General features: G+C 68.0%; 16 protein-coding genes. 4 read left to right on the top strand and 12 right to left on the bottom strand.

The genetic code is table 11. From position 1 onward, the window contains the following. Window positions 1-28: 28 nt before the first annotated feature. The 5 genes from ABIB14_RS11015 to ABIB14_RS11035 all read right to left on the bottom strand — a co-directional run bounded on the left by ABIB14_RS11015 (window position 29) and on the right by ABIB14_RS11035 (window position 9,156). Window positions 29-586: a hypothetical protein gene (locus ABIB14_RS11015; protein ID WP_354235911.1), complete on the bottom strand. Its 558-nt coding sequence runs from the start codon at window positions 584-586 to the stop codon at window positions 29-31. Window positions 587-606: 20 nt separating this feature from the next. After that, a complete protein-coding gene (dxs, locus tag ABIB14_RS11020) occupies window positions 607-2,580 on the bottom strand; it encodes a 1-deoxy-D-xylulose-5-phosphate synthase (protein ID WP_354235912.1) in 1,974 nt (657 codons plus the stop codon). A gap of 233 nt (window positions 2,581-2,813) precedes the next feature. Further along, the gene (locus ABIB14_RS11025; protein ID WP_354235913.1) at window positions 2,814-5,627 is read right to left on the bottom strand and encodes an aconitate hydratase; all 2,814 of its coding nucleotides are present in this window, start codon (window positions 5,625-5,627) and stop codon (window positions 2,814-2,816) included. Window positions 5,628-5,818: 191 nt separating this feature from the next. Beyond that, complete coding sequence (locus ABIB14_RS11030; RefSeq protein WP_354235914.1) at window positions 5,819-7,183, bottom strand: class I SAM-dependent RNA methyltransferase; 1,365 nt, start codon at window positions 7,181-7,183, stop codon at window positions 5,819-5,821. Then, complete coding sequence (locus tag ABIB14_RS11035) at window positions 7,180-9,156, bottom strand: APC family permease (protein ID WP_354235915.1); 1,977 nt, start codon at window positions 9,154-9,156, stop codon at window positions 7,180-7,182. Before ABIB14_RS11035 ends, ABIB14_RS11030 begins: the two co-directional genes overlap by 4 nt. A 171-nt stretch (window positions 9,157-9,327) precedes the next feature. Between ABIB14_RS11035 and ABIB14_RS11040 the strand changes: the two genes are divergently transcribed. Together ABIB14_RS11040 and ABIB14_RS11045 are read left to right on the top strand one after the other, a co-directional pair. Further along, a complete protein-coding gene (locus tag ABIB14_RS11040; RefSeq protein WP_354235916.1) occupies window positions 9,328-9,999 on the top strand; it encodes a potassium channel family protein in 672 nt (223 codons plus the stop codon). Then, the gene (locus ABIB14_RS11045) at window positions 9,999-10,712 is read left to right on the top strand and encodes a potassium channel family protein (protein ID WP_354235917.1); all 714 of its coding nucleotides are present in this window, start codon (window positions 9,999-10,001) and stop codon (window positions 10,710-10,712) included. The genes ABIB14_RS11040 and ABIB14_RS11045 overlap by 1 nt, the downstream gene beginning before the upstream one ends. A 75-nt stretch (window positions 10,713-10,787) precedes the next feature. Here ABIB14_RS11045 and ABIB14_RS11050 read toward each other — a convergent pair whose 3' ends face one another. The 4 genes from ABIB14_RS11050 to dut form a co-directional block, all read right to left on the bottom strand. Beyond that, window positions 10,788-11,573, bottom strand: a complete 786-nt coding sequence (locus tag ABIB14_RS11050) for a DUF3159 domain-containing protein (protein WP_354235918.1) — start codon at window positions 11,571-11,573, stop codon at window positions 10,788-10,790. Beyond that, the gene (locus ABIB14_RS11055) at window positions 11,570-11,869 is read right to left on the bottom strand and encodes a single stranded DNA-binding domain-containing protein (RefSeq protein WP_354235919.1); all 300 of its coding nucleotides are present in this window, start codon (window positions 11,867-11,869) and stop codon (window positions 11,570-11,572) included. The genes ABIB14_RS11050 and ABIB14_RS11055 overlap by 4 nt, the downstream gene beginning before the upstream one ends. Window positions 11,870-11,957: 88 nt before the next feature. After that, the gene (locus tag ABIB14_RS11060) at window positions 11,958-12,707 is read right to left on the bottom strand and encodes a DUF3710 domain-containing protein (RefSeq protein WP_354235920.1); all 750 of its coding nucleotides are present in this window, start codon (window positions 12,705-12,707) and stop codon (window positions 11,958-11,960) included. Window positions 12,708-12,782: 75 nt separating this feature from the next. Next, on the bottom strand, window positions 12,783-13,313 hold the full coding sequence (dut, locus tag ABIB14_RS11065) for a dUTP diphosphatase (RefSeq protein WP_354235921.1): 531 nt from the start codon (window positions 13,311-13,313) through the stop codon (window positions 12,783-12,785). Window positions 13,314-13,432: 119 nt separating this feature from the next. Here dut and ABIB14_RS11070 point away from each other — a divergent pair, with 119 nt between their 5' ends. After that, window positions 13,433-13,918, top strand: a complete 486-nt coding sequence (locus ABIB14_RS11070) for a DUF3093 domain-containing protein (protein ID WP_354235922.1) — start codon at window positions 13,433-13,435, stop codon at window positions 13,916-13,918. A gap of 12 nt (window positions 13,919-13,930) precedes the next feature. Here the strand turns inward: ABIB14_RS11070 and ABIB14_RS11075 are convergent, their stop codons facing one another. Then, on the bottom strand, window positions 13,931-14,230 hold the full coding sequence (locus tag ABIB14_RS11075) for a DUF4193 domain-containing protein (RefSeq protein ID WP_354235923.1): 300 nt from the start codon (window positions 14,228-14,230) through the stop codon (window positions 13,931-13,933). Window positions 14,231-14,556: 326 nt separating this feature from the next. Here ABIB14_RS11075 and sepH point away from each other — a divergent pair, with 326 nt between their 5' ends. Continuing rightward, a complete protein-coding gene (gene sepH, locus ABIB14_RS11080) occupies window positions 14,557-16,023 on the top strand; it encodes a septation protein SepH (RefSeq protein WP_354235924.1) in 1,467 nt (488 codons plus the stop codon). A gap of 114 nt (window positions 16,024-16,137) precedes the next feature. On the opposite strand, the gene ABIB14_RS11085 is transcribed toward sepH, so the two are convergent. After that, on the bottom strand, window positions 16,138-17,418 hold the full coding sequence (locus ABIB14_RS11085) for an alkaline phosphatase family protein (RefSeq protein WP_354235925.1): 1,281 nt from the start codon (window positions 17,416-17,418) through the stop codon (window positions 16,138-16,140). 1 nt (window position 17,419) lies between these two features. Beyond that, complete coding sequence (locus ABIB14_RS11090; RefSeq protein ID WP_354235926.1) at window positions 17,420-18,160, bottom strand: DUF5998 family protein; 741 nt, start codon at window positions 18,158-18,160, stop codon at window positions 17,420-17,422. Between the last annotated feature and the right edge of the window lie 87 nt (window positions 18,161-18,247).

Raw genomic sequence — 18,247 nt, forward strand, 5'->3', positions numbered from 1 at the left:
ATCCAGCCTATATCGGCCGCGGCCAGGGTTAGAGCGTGAAGCTGTTCGACGGTTTGGCCGAGTGCTTGAGCTTGAAGTCGGTCCCGTCGAACGGTGCGGCGCCGATGCTCAACTTGGTGAAGTCCAGGTCCTCCCCGCGGATGCAGACCTTGATCGCGTTGACGGTCTTGTTCACGTCCGGTGTGAGGCAGAAGATGTTGAGTTTGGCGTCTGCGAACTCGGAGCGGTCCACCACCCCGAGGCCGCGCCAGGCGAGGTGGCCGATCAGGGCATCCTTGGCCTTTTCCTCGAGGTAGCGGTCGCGGCTGGTGCCGTCCTTGGTCTTGAGCGCGTACTGCGCCACCACCCAGAACTGTTCCCGGTCCGGTATCTCCGCGTAGCCGTCCTCGGCGCACTGCGCCGCGAAGGCCGCCATCAGGCCCTCCCCGGCAGCGGTGTCCGCCACGGCGGTCTCCTCGGTCCTGCTCTGGTGACCGACGACGCCGTGGTTCATCACGAACTCGTGGAACTCCTCATCAATCCAGGCTTCCCTGAAGTGCAGGACTCCCTCTTCGTCGCTCTTGTAGACGCGGATGATGCCGCTCATGGCTGTCCTCTCGTAATCGGTCACAGGATCGGCAGGCTGCCGGTGCTGGGGTGTTGCTGTCCGGGCAGCGGCCGCGCGAACGGCACCTTGGTCCCCAGGACCTGCGCGACGACGTCGTGCGTGATCTGCTGGGCGGTCAGTCCGACCCGCTCCAGCACCTGGCTGCGGCTCCCGTGGCCCAGGAACTCCACCGGGAGTCCCACCTCGTTGAGCGCTGTGTCAACCCCGGCGGCCCGCATTTCCTGACGGATCCGGGACCCGACACCGCCGGCCCGCACGCCGTCCTCGATGCAGATAACGAGGCGGTGGTGCGAGGCCAGGGCGATCACGGAGTTGGGGACCGGGAGGACCCAGCGCGGATCCACCACCGTGGAGCTGATGCCCTGGGCGCCGAGCCGGTTCGAGACGTCCAGCGCGAGTTCGGACATCGCGCCGACGCTGACGATCAACACGTCGTTGTCGCTCGATCCGGCCGGGCGGCGCGCCAGCACGTCGACGCCGTCGCTGAGCCGTTCAACGGCTTCGACTTCGGCGCCGACGGTGCCCTTGGAGTAGCGGATGATGGTGGGTGCGTCGTCGACGGCGACGGCCTCACGCAGTTCCTCGCGCAGCCGGCTGGCGTCGCGCGGCGCGGCCAGGTGCAGGCCGGGAACGATCTGGACCATCGCCATGTCCCACATGCCGTGGTGGCTGGGGCCGTCGGGCCCGGTGACCCCGGCCCGGTCCAGCGCCACCGTGACGCCGGCCTTGTGCAGCGCTACGTCCATCAGCAGCTGGTCGAAGGCGCGGTTCAGGAAGGTCGCGTAGACGGCAACCACCGGGTGCAGTCCCCCGAAGGCCATGCCGGCCGCAGAGGTGAGGGCGTGCTGCTCGGCGATGCCGACGTCGAACACCCGTTCCGGGTGGCGGGCGGCGAATTTGTGCAGCCCCACAGGGATCAGCATGGCGCCGGTGATACCGACGATGTCCTCGCGTTCGTCGGCGATCTCAGCGATCTCGTCGGCGAAAACCGAGGTCCAGGACTTCGCGCCGCCTCCCTCGGTGGGCTCACCGGTTTCCGGGTCGATGATGCCCACGGCGTGGAACTGGTCCGCCTCGTTGGCCCGGGCCGGCGCGTAGCCGTGGCCTTTCTCGGTGATGGCATGGACGATCACCGGGCCGGCGTAGTTTTTCGCCGTGGACAGGGCGTTTTCCATGGCCTGCAGGTCGTGGCCGTTCACCGGCCCGATGTACTTCATGCCCAGGTCCTCGAACATGCCCTGTGGCGCCCACCAGTCCTTAATGCCCTTCTTCATGGCATGCAGGCTCTTGTAGGTGAACTGGCCGGCCGGCCCGCCGCTCTGCAGCCGCTTCTTCCACCAGTCCAGGGCACGTTCGTAGGCGGGCGCGGCGCGGAGCGAATCGATGGTGGGGCGCAGCGACGCGAGGTAGTCGGCGAAGCCGCCGACGGTGGGCGCGTACGAGCGGCCGTTGTCGTTCACCACGATCACGACGCGGCGCTTCTTATCTGACGCGATGTTGTTGATGGCCTCCCAGGCCATGCCGCCGGTCAGGGCGCCGTCGCCGACGACGGCGATCACGTAGCGGTCCCCGTCACCGGTCAGCCGGCGGGCGCGGGAGATGCCGTCGGCCCAGGACAGCGAGGAGGAGGCGTGCGAACTCTCGACGATGTCGTGGGCGGATTCCCCCCTGTCCGGATAGCCCGACAGGCCGCCCTGCTGGCGCAGGGTGCTGAAGTCCTGGCGCCCGGTGAGGAGCTTATGCACATAGGACTGGTGGCCGGTGTCAAAGACAATGCTGTCGCGGGGGGAATCAAAAATCCGGTGCAGCGCGATGGTGAGTTCAACGACGCCGAGGTTCGGCCCGAGGTGTCCTCCCGTCTGGGAGACGTTGCCGATCAGGAATTCCCTGACCTCGGCTGCCAGCTGATCCAGCTGCGCCTGGGACAACTTACTCAGGTCCTGCGGACTCCGGATGGTCTCCAAGATTCCCAACGGCCCCTCCTTCGGGTGGTAGACATGCCGTTTAACTCTAACGCCTCGCAGCGGGACCGGGTGCCGGGCACCTGTCGGGGAGGCGCCGGGGACGCGAAAGCCCCGGTCCGTCGGAACGGGCCGGGGCTTTCGCGCCGTACTGCTCAGCTGCTGTACTGCTCAGCTGCTGTACTGCTCAGTTGCTGTACTGCTCAGTTGCTGTACTGCTGACCTGCTGTACTGCTCAGCTACCGCTAGTGGGCGGAGATCTGGCGGAGTACGTACTGCAGGATGCCGCCGTTGCGGTAGTAGTCGGCTTCGCCCGGGGTATCGATGCGCAGGACCGCATCGAAGGACCTGGTGGAGCCGTCTTCGGCCGTCGCGGTGACCTTGAGGGTCTTCGGCGTGGTGCCGTCGTTGAGGGCGGTGACGCCTTCAACGGCGAAGGTTTCCGTGCCGGTCAGGCCCAGGCCGGCGGCGTTCTCGCCGGCCGGAAACTGCAGCGGCAGGACGCCCATGCCGATCAGGTTGGAGCGGTGGATGCGCTCGTAGCTTTCGGCGATGACAGCCTTGACACCCAGCAGTGCGGTGCCCTTGGCGGCCCAGTCACGGGACGAGCCGGAGCCGTACTCCTTGCCGGCCAGGACCACCAGCGGGGTGCCGGCGGTCTGGTAGTTCTGCGCGGCGTCGTAGACGTAGGCCTGCGGGCCGTCGGCCTGGGTGAAGTCGCGGGTAAAGCCGCCCTCAACGCCGTCGAGAAGCTGGTTCTTGATCCGGATGTTCGCGAAGGTGCCGCGGATCATGACTTCGTGGTTGCCGCGGCGTGAGCCGTAGGAGTTGAAGTCCTTGCGCTCCACCCCGTTGGCCAGCAGATACTGCCCGGCCGGGGTGTCCGACTTGAAGGAACCGGCCGGGGAGATGTGGTCCGTGGTAACGGAGTCGCCGAGCTTGAGCAGCACACGGGCGCCGGTGATGTCCTGGACGGGCTCCGGTGTCGCCTGCATGCCCTCGAAGTACGGGGGCTTCCGGACATAGGTGGACTTCTCGTCCCAGGCGAAGGTGTCGCCGGCCGGGGTGGACAGAGCCTTCCAGCGGTCGTCGCCCTCGAAGACACCCTCGTAGCCGCGGGCGAACATTTCCTTGTCGATCGAGGAATCGATGACCTGCTGGACCTCGACCGGATTCGGCCAGATGTCCTTCAGGAAGATGTCGTTGCCGGCCTCGTCCTGGCCCAGGGCGTCGTTCTCGAAGTCGAAGTCCATGGTGCCGGCCAGGGCGTACGCGATGACCAGCGGCGGGGAGGCCAGGTAGTTCATCTTGACGTCCGGGTTGATCCGGCCTTCGAAGTTACGGTTGCCGGACAGCACGGCCGTGACTGAAAGGTCGTTGGCCTGGATGGCCTCGGAGATCTCCGCGTCCAGCGGGCCGGAGTTGCCGATGCAGGTCGCGCAGCCGTAGCCGACGATGTAGAAGCCGAGCTTCTCCAGGTAAGGGGTCAAACCCGACTTGTTGTAGTAATCGGTGACGACCTTGGAGCCGGGGGCCACGGAGGTCTTGACCCAGGGCTTCGAGGTCAGGCCCTTGTCGACGGCATTGCGGGCCAGGAGTGCGGCAGCCAGCATCACGGACGGGTTGGACGTGTTGGTGCAGGACGTGATCGAGGCGATCGACACCGCGCCGTGGTCCAGCTCGAACTCCCGGCCGTCGGCGGTCTTGACCGCCACGGTCTTGGACGGGCGTCCGTTGGAGTGCGGTCCGTGTGCGTGCGGCGCCTGCTCCGTGAGGTGCGTCGAGGAGGCCGTGAACGACGGCGAGTCGGACGCCGGGAAGCTTTCGTCGATCGCTTCGTCCAGGCTGCCGTCGGCGAGGTCTTCCTTCACGTAGTTGCGCAGGTCCTCACGGAACTGGGCCTTGGACTCGGTGAGGATGATGCGGTCCTGCGGGCGCTTCGGGCCGGAGATCGACGGGACCACCGTGGACAGGTCCAGCTCAAGGTACTCGGAGAACTTGATCTCGCGGGAGGGGTTGTGCCAGAGGCCCTGTTCCTTCGCGTACGCCTCCACGAGGGCGACGTTTTCCTCGGACCGGCCGGTGAGGCGCAGGTAGTCGAGGGTGACGTCGTCGATCGGGAACATCGCGGCGGTGGAGCCGAACTCCGGGCTCATGTTGCCGATGGTGGCGCGGTTGGCCAGCGGAACGGCCGCGACGCCTTCGCCGTAAAACTCCACGAACTTGCCGACCACGCCGTGCTGGCGCAGCTGTTCGGTGATGGTCAGCACCACGTCGGTGGCGGTGGCGCCGGCCGGGATGGACCCGGTCAGCTTGAAGCCCACGACGCGCGGAATCAGCATGGAGACGGGCTGGCCGAGCATGGCAGCTTCGGCCTCGATGCCGCCGACGCCCCAGCCGAGCACGCCCATGCCGTTGACCATGGTGGTGTGCGAGTCGGTGCCGACGCAGGTGTCCGGGTAGGCGCGGAGCACCCCGTCAATCTCACGGGTCATCACCGTGCGGGCCAGGTACTCGATGTTGACCTGGTGCACGATGCCGGTACCCGGCGGGACGACCTTGAAGTCATCGAACGCGGTCTGGCCCCAGCGGAGGAACTGGTAGCGCTCACCGTTGCGCTGGTACTCGATCTCCATGTTGCGCTCCAGTGCGCCGGAGTTACCGAAGACGTCGATCTGCACGGAGTGGTCGATGACCATTTCCGCCGGCGCCAGCGGATTAACCCGCTTGGGGTCACCGCCGAGTTCCTTCACGGCCTCCCGCATGGTGGCAAGGTCCACAACGCAGGGCACGCCAGTGAAGTCCTGCATGATCACGCGCGCCGGCGTGAACTGGATTTCAGTGTCGGGCTGGGCGTTGGGATCCCAACCGGCCAGTGCACGGACATGGTCGGCCGTGATGTTCGCGCCGTCCTCGGTCCTCAACAGGTTTTCAAGCAATACCTTGAGGCTGAACGGAAGGTTTTCTGCACCTTCAACGGAGTTCAACCGGAAAATTTCGTATTCGGTACCGGCTACATTAAGTTTGCCTTTTGAACCGAAGCTGTCCACAATGCTCATCGCAGGACTCCTCTCGCAACAGTTTCATCTTTGCCGCGCCGCAGACCCCTTGCTAGTTAGGCAAGCCTAACTAAGGCGAAACACTTGAACACAACTCTTGAAACCACAGGGCACTGCCCTGATGACTCAACAGCCGCCATGGAAAAGGGACGCCGGCGCGACGACGGACTACTACCGCCATAGTAGTGGCATCAGCGCTGCGGAGTCAGTAACGCCACAGTTTCCATGTGGTGGGTATGCGGGTAGAGGTCGAAGGCGCGCAGCCCCGCGAGTCCCCAGCCGGCCTGCTGGAAGTAGCCCACGTCCCGCGCGAAGGACGCCGGATCGCAGGAGACGTAGGCGATCGCCCGGGGACCCGCCGCAACCAGCTGGTTGACCACCGCCTTGCCGGCGCCGGCCCGTGGCGGGTCCAGGATCAGGGCATCAAAATTGCGTGGCGTCTGCCGCAGCACCCGCTCAACTTTGCCCTGGACGATTTCGACCTGGGACGCGCCGTGCAGGTTCTTGCGGGCATCCCGGCTGGTGCCCTGGGCGCCCTCCACGGACAGTACGGAGCCGGTGACGCCGACGGCGTCGGCGAGAGGCGCGGTGAAAAGCCCGGCGCCGGCGTAAAGGTCAGCCACCACAGACCCTGCGCCCAGGTAGCCGCCGTCGTGCAGGAAGCCGGTCACCGCCGCCGCGAGGGTCTCCGGGGCGTCGCGGTGGATTTGCCAGAACCCGTCCCCGGTGACCCGATAATCGTGGCCCGCCGCGGTTTCCTGCACCCAGGTGCGGCCGCGGAGCTGCGTGACCGCCCCCGTGCCCGGGTCCACGCGGGCCACCGAAACGTCGTCCGGCAACTGGGCCAGGGCGGCGCTGAGCCGCTTGGACCGGGCCCCGGCTGCCGGCACCAGGAGCACCAGCGGCCGCGAACCGTTTCCGGGCGCCGCGACCTCGACCCGCTCGATGCCTTGCAGGTCGAGGTCCCAGAGTCGCAGCGAATTGATGCCCTCAACGGCCAGCGGCATCTCGCGGACCGGAAACACCTCATCGCTGCGGTGCGCGTGCATGCCGAGCTTGCCGCCGGGCGTAACGGCGAACCCGGCGCGGGTCCGCCAGGCCAGGCCGGTGGCAGTCCCGGCGGGGGCCGCAGCCTCTCCCACGGCCTCGACTATCGACTCCCCCGCCGCCGGGAGCTCGACGCCGGCCAGCCGGCGCAGCTGTTCGGCCAGGACCTCGGCTTTGAGGCTGCGCTGGCGTCGAAGCGAGATGTGGCCCAGCTCAGCGCCGCCGACCGGCGGGTGGCCGTGGGACCAGGAGCGCTGCGCGTCGGCAGCGTGCCAGAAGTGATCCACCCGGTCCGGGGAGGGCTCCAGCACCTCGACGACGTCGGCGCGCCAGAACTTGGCGGACCCGCCGTCGTCGGTGAGCCGAATCCGGACCTTTTCGCCCGGGATACCGTGCCGGACGAAGATCACGCGGCCCTCGTGCCGGGCCACGCAGTGGCCGCCGTGCGCGACGGGGCCGACGTCGACGACGAGCTCGGTACGGGCCGGGTCGGTGCTGACGGTGTTCACTGGATATCCTGCAGGTTTTTCGATTCTTCGGACGATTTGAGCTGCCACGGCACACTGGCCACCATGACGCCGGGCTCGAAGTGAAGCCGGGTCTTGATCCGCAGCGCCGTCTGGTTATGCACCAGCTGCTCCCACCATTTCCCGACGACATATTCCGGGATATAGACCACGATCAGGTCGCGGGGCGAATCGCGACGCATGTTTTTGATGTACTCCATGATCGGTGTGACCGTCTCACGGAACGGGCTGGCCAGCACCGTCAACGGCACCGGGATATCCAGTTTCTCCCAGTCCGCCAACGTCTGTTCGGTCTCCTCGGCGCTGATGTCCACCGTGATGGCGTCCAGCCGGGAGGGCCGCGAGGCCCGGGCGTAGGCCAGCGCCCGGAGCACCGGTTTGCGGACATGCGAGACGAGCAGCACGGCGTGGACGCGGGTGGGCAGCGCCCGTGGCGAAGAGTCCTCGTCCACCGCGAGTTCCTTGGCCACGTTGTCGTAGTGCGCCCGGATGCTCCACATGATCAGGAAGAGCACGAACATTGCCAGCAGCGCGATCCAGGCGCCCTGCTCGAACTTGGTGATGAGCACGATCACCAGGACCAGGCCGGTCATGCCGAAGCCGATCGAGTTGATGGTGCGCGACTTGATCATCCGCAGCTTGGTGGCCGGGTCCTTGGCGAGTTTAAGCTCGCGGCCCCAGTGCCGGATCATGCCGAGCTGGCTCAGGGTGAAGGAGATGAAGACACCCACAATGTAGAGCTGGATGAGCTTGGTGACGTCGGCGTTGAATGCGATGATCAGCACCAGTGCGCCGGCGGCCAGAGCCAGGACACCGTTGCTGAAGGCGAGCCGGTCGCCGCGGGTGCGGAGCTGGCGCGGCAGGTAGCCGTCCTGGGCGAGGATCGAGCCGAGCACGGGGAAGCCGTTGAAGGCTGTGTTCGAGGCGAACACCAGGATGACCCCGGTGGCGGCCACCACGACGTAGAACGGGATGGAACCGGCACCGAAGACGGTCTCCGCGATCTGGCTGATGGCCGGGTTCTGGATGTAGCCCTCGTCCACCGGCTGGCCGTTGAGCAGGAACTCCTTCGCCGGGTCCAGCACGATGTGTACCTTGGTGGCGTTGGCGAGGTAAATGATGCCGGCCAGCATGGAGGCTGCGATCACGCCGAGCAGCAGCAGCGTGGTCGCGGCGTTCTTGCTCTTGGGCTTCTGGAAGTTCGGGACGCCGTTGCTGATGGCCTCCACGCCGGTCAGCGCGGCGGCGCCGGAGGAGAACGCCCGCAGCAGCAGGAACGCGCCGGTCAGCCCCACCAGTCCCTCGTCGAAGCCCGGCGCCGGGATGATCTGGAACTCGGACGACGCCGCCTGGCCGAGCTGGCCGGTGGCGGCCTGGAAGATGCCGACGGCGGTCATGCCGAGGATCGAGAACATGAAGATGTAGGTCGGCACGGCGAAGACGCTGCCGGCTTCGCGGATGCCGCGCAGGTTCACCAGGGCCAGGAGGACGACGCCTATCGTGGCGATCGCGGCTTGCTGGCCGTGCAGCGAAGGGACGGCGGTGGTGAGGTAGGCGGCGGCCGAGGACATCGACACCGCGACGGTGAGCACATAGTCCACGAGGAGCGCCGCCGCGACGGTCAGGCCCGCGTACTTGCCCAGGTTTACGTTGGCGATCTCGTAATCCCCGCCGCCGGAGGGGTAGGCGTGGACGTTCTGGCGGTAGGACGCCACGACGGTCAGCAGCACCACCATGACGGCGAGCCCCACCCACGGCGAGAAGGCCACGGCGCTGACGCCGGCCAGGGCCAGGGTGAGCAGGATTTCATCCGGTGCGTAGGCCACCGAGGAGAGCGCATCGGAGGCGAAGATCGGCAGCGCGATGCGCTTGGGCAGCAGGGTGTGGGCCAGACGGTCGTTCCGGAAGGGCCTGCCTACCAGCACCCGCTTCACGGCATTGAAAATTGTCAGCACCAGACAAAGCTAGTCTGATTCGGACGCGATGTCATGACGGCGAAATCCGACTCCCGCCGGACGGCGGCCCGAACAGGCGGCGGGCCGCACCGCCGTCGGACCGGCTCCGGGACGCCGCCGGCCGGTATTGTTGACCCAGCAACAGACACACAGAAGCTAGAGGAGGCACGGGTGGCGCACTTCGTGATCATGGGTTGTGGCCGTGTCGGGGCAACCCTGGCGCACACACTCGAGGACGCCGGCCATTCGGTCGCGATCATCGACCAGGACGACCGTGCTTTCCGGCGGCTCCGGACCGGATTCTCCGGCCGCAAGGTCACCGGCGTCGGCTTCGACCGGGAAACGCTGAAGCAGGCCGGGGTTGAGGAGGCCTACGCCTTCGCCGCCGTCTCCAGCGGTGACAACTCGAACATCCTGGCCACCCGGGTGGCCCGCGAGACGTTCCACGTCCCGCATGTCGTGGCACGGATTTACGATCCGGGCCGCGCGGAGATCTACCAGCGGCTGGGTATCCCCACGGTCGCGGCGGTGCGCTGGAGCGCGGACCAGGTGCTGCGCAGAATTCTGCCGGAGCAGCACCTCTCCGGCGATTTCCGCGACCCCTCCGGCCGACTGCTGCTGGCCGAGGTGGAGGTCGACACCGGCTGGATCGGCCACCCGCTGACCGCGATCGAAAAGGCCGCCGGCATCCGCGTCGCCTACCTCACCCGCTTCGGCGAGGGCATCCTCCCCGGGCCCGGAACCCTGTACCAGGACGGCGACACGGTCCACGCCATGCTGGGCGTGGACCGCACGTCCGAGGTTGCCCACATTCTCGCCAAATCCCCCGCCAAGGAGTCCTAGTGAAAGTCGTCATCGTCGGGGCGGGCAGCGTCGGTTCCTCGATCGCCCGCGAATTGCTGTCCCACAAACACGAGATCCTGCTGATCGACCTCAAGCCCGAGGTGATCGGCCGCAGCGGGCTGCGCGGGGCGCACTGGCTGGTCGGCGATGCCTGCGAACTGAGCACCCTCAAGGACGCCCGGCTGGAGGACGCCGACGTCGTGGTCTCCGCGACCGGCGATGACAAGGTGAACCTGGTGGTATCGCTGCTGGCCAAGACCGAATTCGGCGTCGGCCGGACCGTCGGCCGGGTCAACAACCCGAAGAACGACTGGATGTTTGACGATTCCTGGGGCGTCGACGTCGCGGTCAACACCCCTCAGCTGATGACGGCCCTGGTGGAGGAAGCGGTGGAGATCGGCGACCTTGTCCGGCTGCTGACCCTGCAGACCGGGGTGTCCTCGCTGGTGGAATTCACGGTGCCGCACGATTCGCATGTGATCGGCCTGACCGTGGGCGACATCGACTGGCCGGAGGACGCGAGCCTGGTGGCGATCCTGCGCGACCAGGCACCGATCACGCCGAGCCGGGATGACGTGATCGACGGCGGCGACGAGTTGTTCTTCGTCACCACGATCGTCGCCGAGGACGGTCTGCGCGCCGTGCTCTCGGCGCCCGAGGACCAGCACAGCCGCGAGGCCCAGCCCTCCGGCGACGACGGCTTCGACGGTTAGGCGGACCGATTCGACTGACTCGCAGCAGGGGCCGTTTTGAGGGCTGAAAACGGCCCCTGCTGCGAGTCAGGCGGGTTAGGCCGGACCGCCGACCGGGGCCGGCGCGGGACGGGTAAGCAGCCAGGCCACCCACATCCCCAGGATGTACAGCGGCGCTCCCATGATCAGCCGGGTGGTTGCCAGGCCAGCAAGGCCCGGCTCCCCCATCAGGTACAGCGGGACCTGGACAAGCAGGCGCAGTGCCAAGACCGAGACGATCACCCAGGTGCCGATCCGGTACGCCTTGACCCGCGCCGGGTGCTTGCGCCAGTCCAGGCCCTCGTTCCGGATGAAACCGAAGAGGAGCCCGGCGACGGGCCAGCGCACCGCGATCGAGATGGTCATCGCGAGGATGTAACCGATGTTGGTAAAGAACCCCAGCACGTAGAAGTCCTCCGCCTTGCCGGTTGAGTTCGCCAGCCACGCTGAGAGCCCGACGCCGACAATGCCGGCCAGCGCCTGCGTCAGCGGCTTGCGCTGGACCAGCCGCGCGAGAGTGAATCCCGCGGCCACGACCAGCGCGGAGACAAGGGCCGCCGGCAGTTCGCGGGTCACGGTGAAGGCGATCAGGAAGACCAGCCCTGGAAGGATGCTTTCAGCGATGCCTTGAACGCCGCCGGCGCTCTTGAGTACATCGATGTTGCCGTTGTCGGAGCGGTGCAGGCCGGCCTTGGCCGCGTAGCTCTCGGCGAATTGCGCGACGGTGGGCTGCGCGGGTCCCTCGGACCCGGCTCTGCCAGATCCGGTGTGGTCCGGCCCGGTTGCCGGCTGGGGAGTGCCAGGCAGATCACTTCCCGACTGGGGGCGTTCGGGTGTGCTCATTGCTCCTCCTGGCGGGACAGTATTTCGTAGCGCGGATTGAACATCGTGGGCAACCCGTCGCGGACCGTGACCATGCCCTCAAGCCGGAGCTCCAGGCCCGCCCTGACCCCGGGGATGCGGCGCCTCCCCAGCCAGATCACACGGAGCCGGTCGGCGGCCACGGGACCACGCTGACGCCGGGCGGGCGGCTGGGCCGCATGGCTGGCCGGTGCCGGACGGTCCTTGGGCGACGGGGAGTCATGGTCGGTGACGATCGCCGTAAAGGCGGCAACCTCGGCGGCCGGGGCATAGGTCACGGACTCAATGAAGCCGCGGCAGAATACCCGTCCGCGCTCCGGTAAGCCTCGCACCGGCACGGCGGCGGCGGGCTCCGTACCCGGGGCATCAACCAATCTGGGTGATCTCCGGTCCGCGCTCGGGCTGCTCGAACTCCGGGGCATCCTGCGGCACCGCGGCGCCCGAGTCCCGGGGAAGGCGGAGCTGCAACAGGTCGCGCGGCGGCATCGGGTTCTCGCCCCGCACCACGACGATCTGCCGGAACAGCTCCTCAAGACCGGCGGCGGCCGTCCGGTCCAGCGCAGCCTCCCCGCCCAGAACACCGCGGAGGAACCAACGGGGGCCGTCGACGCCGATGAACCGGGCCACCCGATACCCCTCGCTACCGTCACCGGCGGGCAGCTTGGCCACCAGTTCGATGCCGAAGTGGCCCTCGATCTCATTCACCTGTCCGCCCTGGCTGCCCACGGACTGGCCGATCTGCTCGCGGATTTCTTCCCAGAGGCCCTCGGAGCGGGGCGCGGCGAAGGCCTGAAGCTGCAGGCTGGACCCGTCCAGGTCCAGGGTGACCCCCACGACCCGCTGGGTAGCCTCCTCGACCTCGAGCCGGAGCTGTAACCCTTCCCGCGGTGAGATCAGCAGGGCGCCGAGGTCCACGTAGCCGTCCTGGTCATCGATCTCCGAGACGTCGTAGGGACCGGCGCCGCGGACAGCATGGTCCGACGCCTCGCCGGCTGCGCCGGTTTCAACAGCTTCAGCCTCGCCGGCTTCGCCGGTTTCAACAGCTTCCGCCTCGCCGGCTGCGCCGGTGTCCGTCAGCAGCTCCTGCTTGGCTTTTTTGCCACGCCCAAAAACCATCGGGTTTTCTCCTTAGTTGTGATCCCGTACGAAGCCCTCGGCCGGCGCACGGGAGTTCAGCCTGTCGAGCCGGATTCAGGCCCCGGCGGTCCCAAAACCGCCGGTGGAGCCGAAACCGCCGCCGCCGCGGACCGAATCGCTAAGCTCCTGGACGGGCACGAACTCCGCGTACTCCACACGCTGGATGACCATTTGTGCAATTCTATCGCCGCGCCGCAGTTCAATCGCCTCGTCACGGTCAGTATTCAGCAGTGTCACGGCAATCTCCCCGCGGTAGCCGGCGTCCACGGTGCCCGGAGCGTTCACCACCGTCAGTCCGTGCTTGGTGGCCAGGCCGGAGCGCGGGTGGATCAAGGCGACAAAGCCGTCCGGAAGAGCGATGGATACGCCCGTGGGCACCAGCCGCCGCTCCCCCGGCCGGAGCACGACGTCCTCGCGCGCGCGCAGGTCCGCGCCGGCGTCGCCAGGGTGGGCATACGACGGCGGCTCCAGGCCGTCGTCGAGCATCTTCAGCTGCACCGACAGGGTGGGGGCTCCGTAAGCCGGGACGCCGCTGGCTGCGGGCCCTGCCGGCAGGGTGTTCAGGGCAGTAGATTCTTCAGTCACAGTTCCCCACTGTAACGCCCGCGCTGAAGAACGGCCTACCGGGCCGCCGCCGCGGATGCGCGGCTGCCCCAGCCGGTGGCCAAGGTGAAATACCCCGGGAAAAGTGGAAAGCTGGGCTCATGCCCGAATCCAGCGCAACCACGCCTGCCTCCAACAGCACCCCCGACGACGCCGCCGTCCTCTTCGCCGAGAAGCTCTGGCCGAGTTTCTGGATCTGGCTGGTGGCTGCCGGGCTGGCCGGGGCCGGCATCCTGGTGTTCGCACCGATCAGCATTGCCGCCGGCATCACCGCAGCCGTGGTGCTCTTCGTGATCCTGGTAGCGCTCCTGATCCTCTCCACCCCTTCCATCTCGGTCACGGCCGGAACTGTGCAGGTCGGGCGGGCAACGATTGAACGCCGCTTCGTAGGCGTCGCCGGCGCCTTCCGCGGCGCCGAGGCGACGGCGGAGCGCGGCCCCCGCCTCAACGGCCTGGCCTTTATGTGCATCCGCGGCTGGATCGACCCGGTGGTCCGGATCGAGATCACCGATCCCGCGGACCGCACACCGTACTGGCTTGCCTCCACCCGTCACCCGGACGAGCTCGTCGCGGCCCTGTCGCGCTAGCCGTACTCCGGTTCAGCCCTCGCAGTCCGTGCAGTACTTGAGGCCGTCCGTGTCGCGGGCGATCTGCGAGCGGTGGCGGACGAGGAAACAGGAGGCACAGGTAAATTCGTCTGCCTGGGCGGGCAAAACCCGGACCAGCAGCTCCTCGCCGGACAGGTCCGCGCCCGGGAGTTCGTAGCCCTCAGCGAGGTCGGTTTCGTCTACATCAACCACTGCAGAGGGCTTCTCCGCACGCCTCGACTTCAGTTCCTCGATGGAGTCCTCGTTGAGGTCTTCTTCCGTTTTGCGCGGCGCATCGTAGTCTGTCGCCATTGGTTGTTGCTCACACTCCGCACTCGTTAGGTTGGTTCGCCGCCTCCGAACCGGCGGGGCTGATACCCCCGCGGCCCGGTCCGGGTCCGGTTCACCGACGTCAACGCCGGACCTGCGCTTTTTGTGCCCGACGTCGGGTAATTTTGCCTAACTCCCCGCCGAAACGCCAGAGGCCAGCGGTCCGGCGCCGGGGATACCGGCCCGGGCCGGCCCGAATGGGGGCGAAAAGTCGCGGAAAATCACGGCGCGCCCTCCCTCTTAACCGGAATTGCAGCCCATCGGTGGCAGAGTTTCGACTGTTAGTAATGCCAGGGTGGAGGATTTGTATGCAGGATCTACGGCTTGTAGGCGTCCACGACGACGGGGAGCATGTCCTGTTGAGTGGCACCGGCGGCGAGATGTTCCAGCTGCCGATCGATGAGGCACTTCGGGCGGCGGCCAGCCGGACGCCGGCCAAGGCCGGTCCCGGCGTGGGCGCCGAGCCCATTTCCATGTCCCCGCGCGACATCCAGGCGAGGATCCGCAGCGGTGCCACCGCCGAGGAGGTGGCCGGCCTGTCCGGCATCCCGCTGGCCAAGGTGCAGCGCTACGAGGGGCCCGTGCTGGCCGAACGCGAATACGTCGCCCAGCAGGCCCGGAAAATCGAAGTGGCGTCACCGTCCGCTGGACACGACAGCTACCGCTCATTCTTCGGCGACCATCCCGCGACGCTGGACGACATGGTCACGCACCGGCTCCAGGCCCACGGGATCGAACCGTCCTCCGTGGAGTGGGACTCGTGGCGCCGCCCGGACGGCAGCTGGAACGTGGTGGCCCGGTTCCAAGCGCAGTCCGGCGCCCATGGAGCAATCGGTGAAGAACCGCCCGCCATGTGGACGTTCAGCCCGGCACGCAAATCGTTGCAGAACGCAAACCGCTGGGCTCAACAGCTCAGCGAACTGGAGCCGATGGATGGTCCCGTCCCGCCCCGCCGGCTCTCCGCGGTTTCCGACCGCCCCTTTGATTTTGAAACCGACGCGGAGGCCGCGGCACGAACCGCCACCGCGCAGCTCAGCATCGTTCAGCTAAACGGCGGCCAACCGTACGGAGTGCAGTCCCTCGGCGGCCCGCAGGAAAAGGACGCCGACGGGCTGCTGGACATGCTCCGTTCCCGCCGCGGGCAGCGCCTCGGCGTGGACGAGGACGCTGACGATGCCCTCGCGCTGCTGTTGACCAACGGCGTGCCGGCCGCCCACCCCCGGCCGTCCGAGGTGCCCCCGCCGGAGACAACCGACGACGACGCCGTCGACGAGGCTTCCGCGGAACCCGCGGCGGCGGAAGAAAACGCACCGGCTGCCAAGGCCGAACCGCACTCCGTCCCCGGCCCGGACGCGGTGCCGGATTCATTGACGCGACGCCGGGATGCACGGCCCTCCATGCTGGCGCGCCTGAGCCTGGCGCCGCGGCACCAGGACGACGACGACGCGTTGAAGCTGCACGACGGAGTCAGCACCGAAACCCGCGAGATCACCATCGCAGCGTCGCAGTTGCGCCCGGTCCGCTCCGGTCCGACGTCAAGCCCGGGCCTGGACGAGCTGCTGGGCGGCGGACCGTCGCGGCGGCAGTCCGACTCCCGGACTGACCAGTCACTTGCTGGCCCGTCACGCACCGATCCGCCCAGCGCAGATGCCGCCCGCGGCGAAACCCCACGCGGCGAGCGGGAGCTGGAAACGCCCGAACGACAGCCCGCAAAGCCGAAGCGCTCCAGTGTGCCCAGCTGGGATGAGATTGTGTTCGGCACCCGCACGGACTAACCCCGCACGGACTAACCTCGCTTGGACTAGCTCCCCAGGAACTAGCCTCAACCAAGCGGCCGGAATCCTGCCCTCAACGGGCGGTGGCTCAGCGGTGGCTCAACGGGCGGTGGCTCAGCGGCGGCTTGCCGGCCCGGCGGCTTTTCGGGTCCTGGCTCCGCCGGCCTTCCCCTCGGCCTTGAAGCACAGTAACGGGACCTCACGTTCGGCTTTGGTCAGTGAGCCGTGCTGGCCCACCACCTCAAGCGCCCGGGCCGGGACGCGTCGGGTGTCGTACAAGGCCACCGCGTCGCGGGCGGCGATCATCACATCGCCAATCCGCGGCCCGACCGGGCCCCGCAGCTCCCCGAACAGCCCTGCGGCCACCGCTTCCTCCCGGGTGAACGCCCAGATCCGGTCGCCGAAGCGAGCCCGCCAGGCCGCCAGCAGGCGCAGCCGCCCGGCGTCGTCGGCTCCGTCCTCAAGGTAGAGGTGGACCATCCGCGGCTCCCCCGCTGTGTGCCGCACCCCGGCGATCAGGTCAGCCTCCGCGGAATAGTCGATCCGCTGCGATTCCGGCACGTCCACCATGCCGTGGTCCCCGGTGACCAGCACCGTGGTGCCTGCGGGGAGGGAGGCACCGAGCCGCCGCACCGTGGCGTCGAGCTCCTCGAGCTGGTGTTCCCACTGCGGGGCCTGCGAACCGTAGCGGTGACCGGCTTTGTCCAGTTCGTGGACATAGAAGTACATCAGCGAGCTCTCCGCCCCCGCCATGGCCTCCGCCGCGGCCGCCGTCCGGGCGTGCGCCGTCGTCCCGGCCACGAAGCGTCCGCCGCGGAGCGCGGCCCGGGTCATCGCGGAATCGCTGAACCGCGGCAGGCCGACGGTGCTGACGTCCACGTGCCCGGCGGCCCGTTCGAATACGGTCGGCATCGGCTGCCATTGCTGCGGGTCGACGCCGGGATCCCAGCCGTTAAGCAGGTTGACCACCCGGTCCTGGTCCGGGTCGAGGACGTCATAGCCCACCATCCCGTGCTGGCCGGCGGGCAGGCCGGTGCCAAAGCTGGCCAGCGACGCGGCCGTGGTGGACGGGAACGCGGAATCAAGCCAGACCGGCACGTCGCCCTGGCCGGCCTGCAGCACCGAGCGCAGGAACGGCGTGTGCGCGGACTTCTGCTTGAGCAGTTGCCGGCCCAGGCCGTCGGCCAGCACAACGCAAACATGCTTGGCGGCGGGAAGGTTCAACCGGTTCTCGAAGCCGGGAACGCCCAGGCTGGCCGCGGCGCTGCTGAAGACCTCGGCGATGGAACGCTCCCCGTAGGCGGGGGGTGCCGGCAGGGTGGCAGGACCCCCGGCGGCCCGGAGGGGTGTCTGCGGTCCTGGTTCCGGGAACCCGGAGGCGCGGTCCGGCAACATCTCAGCGCTGGTGGCCGCGGCTGAGGCGGTTACCGAAGACGCCGGCGCGGGATCGCGGCGGCAGCGCGGACACGCCGTGCGCGGCGGGGGCGGTGGATCCGGTGTTCACGGCCCGGAGCGCCCGGGCGAAGAGCTTGGCGTCCTGGACGGCCTGCAGGCCGTCAGCTTCGGCGCTGATCCGCAGCACAATGTCCTCCTGCGCGATCGTGCCGCTGTAGCCGTGGTCGGCTTCGCACTGCGGGTCGCCGCAGCTGGCCGGGCCCATGTCGAGGCGTTGGCCGCCGGACCAGGCGATCGACAGGGTCAGCTCCCGGACCGGGTCGGAAGGCTTGTAGTCCTGCGGCTGGGCGTAGACGTAGCTGAGTACGACGGAGCGGATCTGCGTCACCGGAACGGATTCGGTGGAGACCTGGGCGACGATCTGCTCGCCGGCCTCGTCGAGCTGCTGGTCGTCCACGTGGGTGATGACCAGCATGTCCTCGGTCAGCACCAGCACGGTGATGTGCCGGCGCACCTCGGCCCGGTCGAAGTGGGTCTCTAGGTGGACCAGGTGGGCCACGCAGTCGCGGCAGTCCAGGGCGTCGGCGACGACGTCGGCCACCAGGCGGGGGTAAAAGCCGGCCTGCTGAAGGGCCCCTTCAAGGCTCTGGCCCTGCGCGCTGTGGTCGTGCGGGCCTTGGTGCTGCCCGAGGCGGCCGGGGACGGACGCCTGGGGCTGGGGTGCTGGCGGCTGGGAGCTCATGGCTTCCATTTTCACAGATCGGCCGGGGACTTGCTAACTGCGCCGCCGGGCGTGCGGCGCAGGGCCCTGCCCCTGCGCGGCGGCCGG

This window comes from Arthrobacter sp. UYEF3 (genome assembly GCF_040546245.1).
Classification (GTDB): Bacteria; Actinomycetota; Actinomycetes; order Actinomycetales; family Micrococcaceae; genus Arthrobacter.

What these genes read in the sequence shown, in the direction of transcription:
- ABIB14_RS11015 (WP_354235911.1), bottom strand. Translation starts at nt 586, where the DNA reads ATGAGCGGCATCATCCGCGTCTACAAGAGCGACGAAGAGGGAGTCCTG.
- ABIB14_RS11025 (WP_354235913.1), bottom strand. Translation starts at nt 5,627, where the DNA reads ATGAGCATTGTGGACAGCTTCGGTTCAAAAGGCAAACTTAATGTAGCC.
- ABIB14_RS11050 (WP_354235918.1), bottom strand. Translation starts at nt 11,573, where the DNA reads ATGAGCACACCCGAACGCCCCCAGTCGGGAAGTGATCTGCCTGGCACT.
- ABIB14_RS11060 (WP_354235920.1), bottom strand. Translation starts at nt 12,707, where the DNA reads ATGGTTTTTGGGCGTGGCAAAAAAGCCAAGCAGGAGCTGCTGACGGAC.
- ABIB14_RS11070 (WP_354235922.1), top strand. Translation starts at nt 13,433, where the DNA reads ATGCCCGAATCCAGCGCAACCACGCCTGCCTCCAACAGCACCCCCGAC.
- ABIB14_RS11075 (WP_354235923.1), bottom strand. Translation starts at nt 14,230, where the DNA reads ATGGCGACAGACTACGATGCGCCGCGCAAAACGGAAGAAGACCTCAAC.
- sepH (WP_354235924.1), top strand. Translation starts at nt 14,557, where the DNA reads ATGCAGGATCTACGGCTTGTAGGCGTCCACGACGACGGGGAGCATGTC.
- ABIB14_RS11085 (WP_354235925.1), bottom strand. Translation starts at nt 17,418, where the DNA reads ATGTTGCCGGACCGCGCCTCCGGGTTCCCGGAACCAGGACCGCAGACA.
- ABIB14_RS11090 (WP_354235926.1), bottom strand. Translation starts at nt 18,160, where the DNA reads ATGAGCTCCCAGCCGCCAGCACCCCAGCCCCAGGCGTCCGTCCCCGGC.